Source organism: Persicitalea sp. (assembly GCF_041751555.1).
GTDB lineage: Bacteria > Bacteroidota > Bacteroidia > Cytophagales > Spirosomataceae > Persicitalea.
Map to the genome: position 1 here is coordinate 1 of NZ_JBGSXF010000081.1, position 8,472 is coordinate 8,472.

Annotated in this window: 7 protein-coding genes and 1 pseudogene; 5 read left to right on the plus strand and 3 right to left on the minus strand. The window is 51.2% G+C overall.

Features of this window, described 5'->3' with window-relative positions:
* Positions 1–593 precede the first annotated feature (593 nt).
* From ACEW8P_RS02655 to typA, 4 genes are all read left to right on the plus strand, one after another.
* The gene (locus tag ACEW8P_RS02655; protein WP_373511565.1) at positions 594–977 is read left to right on the plus strand and encodes a DUF2809 domain-containing protein; all 384 of its coding nucleotides are present in this window, start codon (positions 594–596) and stop codon (positions 975–977) included.
* 118 nt (positions 978–1,095) lie between these two features.
* Positions 1,096–3,114 carry a right-handed parallel beta-helix repeat-containing protein gene (locus ACEW8P_RS02660; protein WP_373511566.1) on the plus strand — a complete coding sequence of 673 codons (2,019 nt, stop codon included), beginning with the start codon at positions 1,096–1,098 and terminating at the stop codon, positions 3,112–3,114.
* 221 nt (positions 3,115–3,335) lie between these two features.
* Positions 3,336–3,953 (plus strand): DJ-1/PfpI family protein, encoded by a 618-nt coding sequence (locus tag ACEW8P_RS02665; RefSeq protein ID WP_373511567.1) that lies wholly within the window; start codon positions 3,336–3,338, stop codon positions 3,951–3,953.
* 293 nt (positions 3,954–4,246) lie between these two features.
* Positions 4,247–6,061: a translational GTPase TypA gene (gene typA, locus ACEW8P_RS02670; protein WP_373511568.1), complete on the plus strand. Its 1,815-nt coding sequence runs from the start codon at positions 4,247–4,249 to the stop codon at positions 6,059–6,061.
* A gap of 68 nt (positions 6,062–6,129) precedes the next feature.
* Here typA and ACEW8P_RS02675 read toward each other — a convergent pair whose 3' ends face one another.
* A complete protein-coding gene (locus ACEW8P_RS02675) occupies positions 6,130–6,570 on the minus strand; it encodes an NUDIX domain-containing protein (protein WP_373511569.1) in 441 nt (146 codons plus the stop codon).
* A gap of 167 nt (positions 6,571–6,737) precedes the next feature.
* On the opposite strand from ACEW8P_RS02675, the gene ACEW8P_RS02680 reads away from it, so the two are divergent.
* The gene (locus ACEW8P_RS02680) at positions 6,738–7,508 is read left to right on the plus strand and encodes a ThuA domain-containing protein (protein WP_373511570.1); all 771 of its coding nucleotides are present in this window, start codon (positions 6,738–6,740) and stop codon (positions 7,506–7,508) included.
* A 115-nt stretch (positions 7,509–7,623) separates the two neighbouring features.
* On the opposite strand, the gene lpcA is transcribed toward ACEW8P_RS02680, so the two are convergent.
* Positions 7,624–8,214, minus strand: a complete 591-nt coding sequence (lpcA, locus tag ACEW8P_RS02685) for a D-sedoheptulose 7-phosphate isomerase (protein ID WP_373511571.1) — start codon at positions 8,212–8,214, stop codon at positions 7,624–7,626.
* Positions 8,215–8,220: 6 nt separating this feature from the next.
* Positions 8,221–8,472 (minus strand): annotated as a pseudogene (locus ACEW8P_RS02690) (hypothetical protein); the annotation flags it as partial.

An 8,472-nucleotide genomic window follows, 5' to 3' on the forward strand; every position in this document is an offset into this window, starting at 1 on the left:
GACACTCTACCACAACCAGTTGCTGCTTGACCGATTTATTTCAATCTTGCCAATAGGCACTGAGATTGATAAAAATGACCCAAAAGTCCGTGAACTTTACCGATTGGGCTGCAAAGCCGCTTAATTATTACCGAACCATTGCAGTATTGAGTTTTTCAAAAGATTCAAGTTAGGGTCCTGGACCGTAGAATGGGAAAATGGCGCAGACTTTGCCCCGGAATTCTTGTACGAGAAATGTAGAAAGGTGATGGTAAGTTCATAGACGCTTTACTTAGCATACGATACGCAAATTGCCAGTTTATCCAAACAACAAGAACAATATGGAAGGAACCATAAAAATACACCCGAGTCGCCGGCGATAGAAAAACTACCGGAAGGCGTGTACCTGGCTACATCTGAGCAAGTTCAGGGGCTTATTGCCCAGGGCGTACCATCACGGAAACCCTCGAAATTGCATGGGATGTGGCAAAAAAATTGCTGGAATCTCAAAGTGGGAAAGCTATTTTGATGAACCTAAGTTTGTGAGGCCATTTAGCAAACCCAATAAGTGCGTTATCTGACTAGGGAAGAACTAAATAAGCTAGACACCCAGAATGCTAATCTTCAACAAAAAATACTTCCTGCTAACGATAATCCTGTTCCTGATTGAAGTCTTCATCGCTCTATACGTTCACGACAATTTCATTCGCCCCTTCTTCGGTGATTTTTTAGTGGTGATCCTGGTGTACTGTTTTATCAGATCGTTCCTATCCATTTCAGTTATTGCAGCTTCAATTTTGGCTCTTTTGTTTTCGTATTTCGTAGAAATACTACAATACTTGAACATCGTTGAGACACTGGGACTCCAAAAGTCAAAACTGGCAAGAACAGTTCTTGGCACTTCTTTCGCGTGGGAGGATATTGTGGCTTATACGCTTGGGATCGTTTTTGTGATTTTGGTAGAAAAGAAAACATCACGCACCAACCTATCCCACTGACTCCGAGTGTAAATCAAGGTTCGTAGTCAGCTATAAGGTACGTCCCCCCATTCTGTCGTCTATATTTCTGATGAGACTTCACACAACAACTTTCTATTTCGCCAGCTTACTGCTGCTATTGACATCAATCTGTCTGCAAACCGCGGCGGGTCAGAGCTTTGCCCATCCGGGAATTAATCAGACGAAGGCCGACCTCGCCCACATGAAAGCGCAGGTGTTGAAAGGCCAGGAGCCTTACAAAAGTGCTTTCGAGCGGCTCAAAGAGGAGACAGACCTCGCCTTTGTGGTTACGCCCTACACCCACGTGCTGCGCGGCCCTTATGGCAAGCCCAACATTGGCGGCAACGACCTTTCCAAGGGGGCGCAGATGGCCTATAACTGCGCCGTGGTTTGGTACATCACCAACGACCAAGCCTACGCAAACAAGTCCATCGAAATCCTGGACGCCTGGTCGGCGAGGCTCTGGGATTTTGACTACAACGACGCTAAACTACTGGCGGCGTGGACGGGCCACGTCCTTTGCAATGCCGCCGAAATACTGCGTTACACGCCTTCGGGCTGGTCGCCGCAGGGCGTCGATCAGTTCAAGCACCTGATGATGACGGTGTACTACCCGCTGCTGAGGTACTATTTTCCGCAAGCCAACGGCAACTGGGACGGCGCGATCATCCATTCCATTCTGGCCATTGCCGTCTTTACCGACAACCGGCCGATGTTCAATCAGGCGCTGGATCACCTGCTGCGCGGCCCCGTGAATGGTAGTTTGTTCAAGTACATCTACCCGAGCGGACAATGCCAGGAAACGGGCCGCGACCAGGCGCACGTGCAACTGGGACTGGGAGAGTTTGCCGGAGCCGCCCAAATCGCCTATACGCAGGGCGTTGATGTTTTTTCGATGGGCGACCACCGCCTGGCGCTGGGCTATGAGTACACCGCGCAGTTTCTGCTGGGCGAGCCGCCGCATTCCTACGGTGAGATTTCGCAACGGGCCAAAAAGCTGAGGGACGATTACGAATACATCTACCAACACTATGCCGCGCGGGGTATCGAACTATCCTACACGAAGATGGCCGCCGATTCGGTTCGCTCTACGGCTTCCCGTTCAGTGCTTACTTCACTGCGCAAACCGCTGGGTAAAGTAGTTGGCTATTCAACTGGGCCTGCTGTAAGCTCGATTGGCTATATCGCGGGAGCCGTAGCTACCGCAAGTACCAAAATCCCCGATACTGCGATACGGGTGCAGCCGGGCGAATCTATCCAGGAAGCATTGAATACCGCAGCGGGCAGCGGTCGGTGGGTAGTGGCGACGGCGGGTTTGCATACGTTGCCAACTACACTCAAGATTCCGAGCGGCGTGACGCTGGCGGGCGAAGGCGTTGAGACGATGCTTTTTCTCGACCCAAAATCTGACGAAAGAGACGCCATTGTAAGCGCGAGCGACGACTTGCACGACGTTACGCTCCGGGATTTTGTGCTGGAAGGGGCCACGAGGGCCGAGCCGGGGAGCGACCCCAACACCCGCCGTTCGTTCCGCAGCACGGCCAAGCGCGGCGGTGTCCTGTTCATCTCACCGCGCCGGGGCGGGATGAAGAACCTTAATTTTATCAATCTTACCGTCCAGAACTGTACCTACAACGGCGTACTAGTGAGTGGAGCTACCAATGTATCGGTCACTGCCTGCGACTTCACAGAAAATGGCTCGTACGTGGTACCGGGGCCAAAATTGCAGCACAACTTGCTTTTGACCTATTGCGATAAAGTTTCCATCGAGGGAAGTCGGTTGGATACCTCGCCCTTCGGGAGCGGCCTTTCGCTGGGGCATTGTCGGGACGTGAGGGTAACCCATACCGAGATAGCCCGAAACGGGTACTACGGCGTCCTGATCGCCGAATCGGAAAACGTAGTGATCGAAAAGAGCCTGATCGAGGCCAACGACCGCAGTGGGGTGATGATGGAGTTTTTGGACAAAGGATCGAAGGGAATAACAGTTCGGGACAACCGAATTCAATACAACAACGGATTCGGGGTCGAGTCGTACGCTACGAAAAACGGGACGGTGAAAGGCAACTTGTACGAGGGAAATGGCTTGGCCGGACAAGAAAAAATTAGTGCTGAGCGGCGGGTGATTATGGAGTAATTGATCCTTTGATCTGTATCTCATTGGTATTGCCAAGATGGATGTCTATGTGAAGATGCCGACCACGGTGCAAGAAACAATCAAGCTTGATCAAAATGAAAGAAACAGCAATCCTAAGAGCGATAGTTCTGGTGATTATTTTGAGTAGTTGTAATAACAATAAATCTCAAACGAACTCCGAAAACCAAAGTGGATTTGTATCGGATACTCTCACCAAACACTTGAAACCGTTTCGAGCGGAACTACCGACCATTGGGCTTTTGATGTACAACGGTGTACTCCAAAGCGAAGTGATAGCTACCTCGGATGTTTTCGCAAAACTGACCGAGGATGGAAAACGTCTTTTTAACGTAATCACGATAGCTGAAACCAAAGACCCGATCATTACCGAAGAGGGAATGAAATTCGTTCCGGATTATACGTTCGCCAACTGTCCAAAATTGGAGGTACTTTTTATACCCAGTGCTTACGATATGTACGCCCAGGTCCATAATGATGAGATTGTCGGTTTTATAAAAGAGAAAAATCAAGAAACCAAATACACGGTGAGCAACTGCGCCGGAGCGCAGCTGATCGGTGCTTCGGGAATTGCCGATGGGCATAAAATCGTCACCTGGATTGGGGGAGGCAAACAACTGCAAAAAGATTATCCGAACTTAAATGTGCAGGACGATAGTTTGGTCACGTTCGTGGAGGACGGTAAGTTTTTATCTTCAAACGGAAATTTAACGAGCTACATTTCCGCTTTGGAATTGCTGGAAAAAATGACCAGCCCCGAACACAGAAAGTTTGTCGAAAGCTATTTGTATCTCGACCGACTTCAAGATTGGAAGAAATAGGTTCAGGTCAACCTACACTGTACCTTGGTAAATCTGCCCCCGTCGGGAGGGCAAAAAACGCACTTAGTGGCAGGCGTCAGATAGTCATCTGCCATCCTGCCCACACCAAAGTTTTTGCACTTCTCCCAGACCGATGAACGTTTTCGCACAGTTTACGATTAATTAGTTGTAAAAATCTGCTATTCAGCCGAAAAGTCTGTACTTTTGCGGCTTGTTTTTACGGAAGGGAGGATGAAAAGTGCTTTCTCTTGTCCGTTTGGCTGAAAAAATCAACAACTGATCCGGAAAAAGAAATGCAATCCATTCGTAACATCGCCATCATTGCCCACGTCGACCACGGCAAAACTACCCTGGTCGATAAGATTATTCATGCCTCCAAACTGTTTCGCGAGAACCAGGAGTTCGACGACCTGATCCTGGACAACAACGACCTCGAGCGCGAGCGTGGCATCACAATTACGTCCAAAAACGTGTCGGTTCGCTATAAAGACGTTAAAATTAATGTTATCGATACCCCAGGCCACGCCGACTTTGGGGGTGAAGTGGAACGCGTGCTTAAAATGGCCGATGGGGTACTTTTGCTGGTTGATGCCTTCGAAGGTCCGATGCCACAGACGCGCTTCGTGCTGGGCAAAGCGCTAGAACTGGGCCTGAAGCCCATCGTGGTAGTTAATAAGGTAGATAAAGAAAACTGCCGTCCCGAGGAAGTGCAGGAAAACGTCTTCGACCTGATGTTTAACCTCGGCGGAACCGAGGAGCAACTCGACTTTGTGACCGTGTACGGTTCCTCTAAGCATGGCTGGATGGGCGAAGATTGGCGACATCCTACGGGTGACATCACGTTTTTGCTCGACACGATCATCGAGCAGATTCCACCCGCGCCCGTGAACGAAGGAACACCGCAAATGCAGATCACCTCGCTGGACTACAATGCTTTCGTAGGTCGTATCGCCATCGGCCGTGTATTGCGCGGTACGATAAAGGAAGGCGCGCAAATGTCGCTTTGCAAAGCCGATGGGGTAATTAAGAAAGTAAAAATCAAAGAATTGCAGACTTTCGAGGGCTTGGGCCGTCAGAAAGTAAGCGAAGTACAAGCGGGCGATATTTGCGCCGTGACGGGCATCGACGACTTCGAAATCGGCGATACCCTCGCCGACCTGGAAAACCCTGAGGCTCTGCCTCGTATTGCGGTGGACGAGCCGACGATGAATATGCTGTTCACGATCAACAATTCGCCCTTCTTTGGTAAAGAGGGCAAATTCGTGACTTCGCGCCACCTGCGCGATCGTCTTATTAAAGAAACCGAGAAAAACCTCGCTCTGCGCGTGGAGTCAGGAGGAAGCGAAGATAAATTTCTGGTCTTTGGCCGGGGCATTCTGCACCTGTCGGTATTAATCGAAACCATGCGCCGCGAAGGCTACGAATTGCAGGTAGGCCAGCCGCAGGTACTTTTCAAAGAAGATGAAAACGGCAACCGCCTCGAACCCATTGAAACGATGGTCGTGGATGTGCCGGAAACTACGGCGGGCAAGGTTATCGAACTGGCTACCCAGCGCAAAGGCGAATTGCTGGTGATGGAGCCAAAGGGCGATTTGCAGCACCTCGAATTTGAAATTCCGTCGCGCGGGTTGATCGGTCTGCGCTCCAACGTTCTCACTGCCACGCAGGGCGAAGCCGTGCTGACGCACCGTTTCAAGAGTTTTGAACCGTACCGGGGCATTATTCCGAGCCGCAACAGTGGTTCCATTATTTCCAAGGGAATGGGGATGTCCACGGGCTACACCATCGACAAATTGCAGGATCGCGGTCGTTTCTTCATCGGCCCCGGTGAAGAAATTTACGGCGGTCAGGTGGTGGGCGAGCACAACCGCCCCAACGACATCGTGGTCAACTTGCAGGAAGCCAAAAAGATGACCAACATGCGGGCCTCCGGCTCCGACGACGGGCTGCGCATTGCGCCGAAGATCAATTTCTCATTAGAGGAGTCGATGGAGTATATCCAGAAAGACGAATACCTGGAAGTAACGCCCAGTAGTATTCGGATGCGGAAGATTTATCTTGAAGAAACGGACCGCAAGCGCAACGCGGCGAAGTTGGAGATGGCCTAAAGCATAAGGCAACAACACTTCGTGTTATATTCAACGCTGACAGGATTCAAAGCCCTGTCAGCGTTTTTTTATTCGGCGTAGGGCTGATCAATTCTTCCCAGGTATACGCCGCGTAATTTTCCGGCCAGCATGGCTTTGATTTCTGCCCCGATCTGCGGATAAAGGTGCTTGTCGGCCAGATCACTGACCGCAAGCCACTCTACGGATAAGGCGGTCGTGTGTTCGGGATTCAGTTGCGGTAGTCCGGCGATGAGGTGTACTGCGAACACTGCGTGAAGCGCGTCCTTTCGTCCGTCTTCCCCGATAACTTCTCCACAAAATACCAGTTGATCGACTTCGGTTTCCACGCCCAGTTCTTCTCTTAGTTCCCGCACGATTACCTCCGACAGGCTTTCGCCGGGATCGGGATTGCCGCCCGGCAGGGCGTACACGTCTTGTCCGCCGTAGCGGTACTTCATGGTCAGGACGCAGTTGCGTTCGATGATAAGGGCGGAAGGGCGGACGCGCATGGGGCGAGTTATTTTTTGAGGAGAGATGTAAAAGTACGGCTTCCTGGAACGCCAATCGGAAAAACTACCAAAGTGGATGGATGTTTGGCTTCTGAGCGAAAGAGTAAAGCAGAGCCTGTACCCGCTTTGTTTGATAAATTTATTTTTCTCAAAATTTTCGCACCCAAATGAAAAGAATCTCCTTTCTCCTTTGTCTGTTATCATTCATAACAGTAGCCGCTCAAGCCGCTCCATTCATCGACCTCGAGAAACCTGACGCAACGGCGCCCGACGCAACGGCGCCCGACGCTATCCTCGTCTTTTCTAAAACCAAAGGCTTCCGCCACAAATCCATCGCGGCAGGTAAGGCCGCGCTAATGAAGCTAGGAGCCGAAAACCGTTTCCAAGTCGATACGACCGAAGACGCTTCGGCCTTTACGCTCGACAATTTGAAAAAATACAAGACGGTGGTATTCCTAAGTACGACGGGCGATATTCTCGACCCTGAACAGCAGGACGCCTTCGAAAAGTACATTCAGGGCGGTGGCGGTTGGCTGGGTATTCATGCAGCTGCAGACACGGAATACGACTGGCCCTGGTACAACAAACTGGCGGGAGCTTATTTTCTCAGTCACCCCAAGCAGCAGAACGTGGATGTGATTGTCTGGAACAAAGTACATCCTACCACCAGTTTCCTGCCCAACATGTGGCGGCGATTCGATGAATTGTACAACTATAAAAGCATTCAGCCAGGTATCATAGTGTTGGCTACCCTGGACGAAACCAGCTACGAAGGTGGGAAAAACGGGCGGATGCACCCCTTCATCTGGTATCATGAGTTCGAGGGTGGTCGCGCTTATTATACGGGCGGTGGACACACCGACGAGTCGTACGTAGAGCCATTGTTCGTGAAACACCTGCTGGAAGCCCTTAAATGGACGATGCGAAGAACAAAATAGAGACGCGGTCGGCTCGCGGTCGGCCAGACGCGGTCGGCCAGACGCGGCCTGCCAGACGCGATTTATCGCGTCTGGCAGGCGTCAGCCCGCTATACATTAGCGACGTAGAACAGTATCAGCCCGAAATCACCTTCCGCTCGATAAGCAGCATGAAGATGTGGATGACTTTGATATGGATTTCCTGAATGCGATCTGCGTAGCCGAAATGGGGTACCCGGACTTCCACATCCGCTAGTCCCGCCAGTTTACCCCCGTCTTTTCCTGAAAGAATCACCACCTTCATGCCCTTGGCGCGGGCAGCTTCTACCGCTCGGATAATATTGGCTGAATTGCCGCTCGTACTGAGCCCTAACAGCACATCGCCCGACTGTCCCAAACCTTCTACAAAGCGCGAGAACACAAACTCATAGCCGAAATCATTGCTCACGCAGCTGAGGTGGCTAGAGTCAGAGATAGCGATGGCGGGTAGAGCGCGACGGTTGTCGCGGTAGCGGCCTGTGAGTTCTTCGGCGAAGTGCATGGCATCGCAGTGTGAGCCACCATTGCCGCAGGAGATGATTTTACGGTCGTTCAGAATGGCTTCGGCCATCAGCGCGGCGGCCCTTTCGATCGCTTCAAGTTGGGCAGGATCAGCCAAGAAGGCATCCAGTACACGCTGAGCTTCGCTAAGTTCCTGCTTTATTATTTCCTGACTCGATTCACTCATTCCACCTTAAAAAATCTGCTGACGATAGGGAATATTGTACCGTAACGCAATGGTATGCAGTCGCGTTTTGCGAGTTACGGTGTGGCGTGGCGTCTCCTCCCGCCGCCACATGAGACGACCATCTAAAAAGAGGTTGTGTGTCAGCATATACGATACCCGAAGATCCGTGAGCCGAGTGAATAGCGGTGTACCCTGGGTGAGGAAATTCCCGAAGTCGTCCACGCGGGTTTCGTAGTCCAGCAGAATATTGCCGCCCCA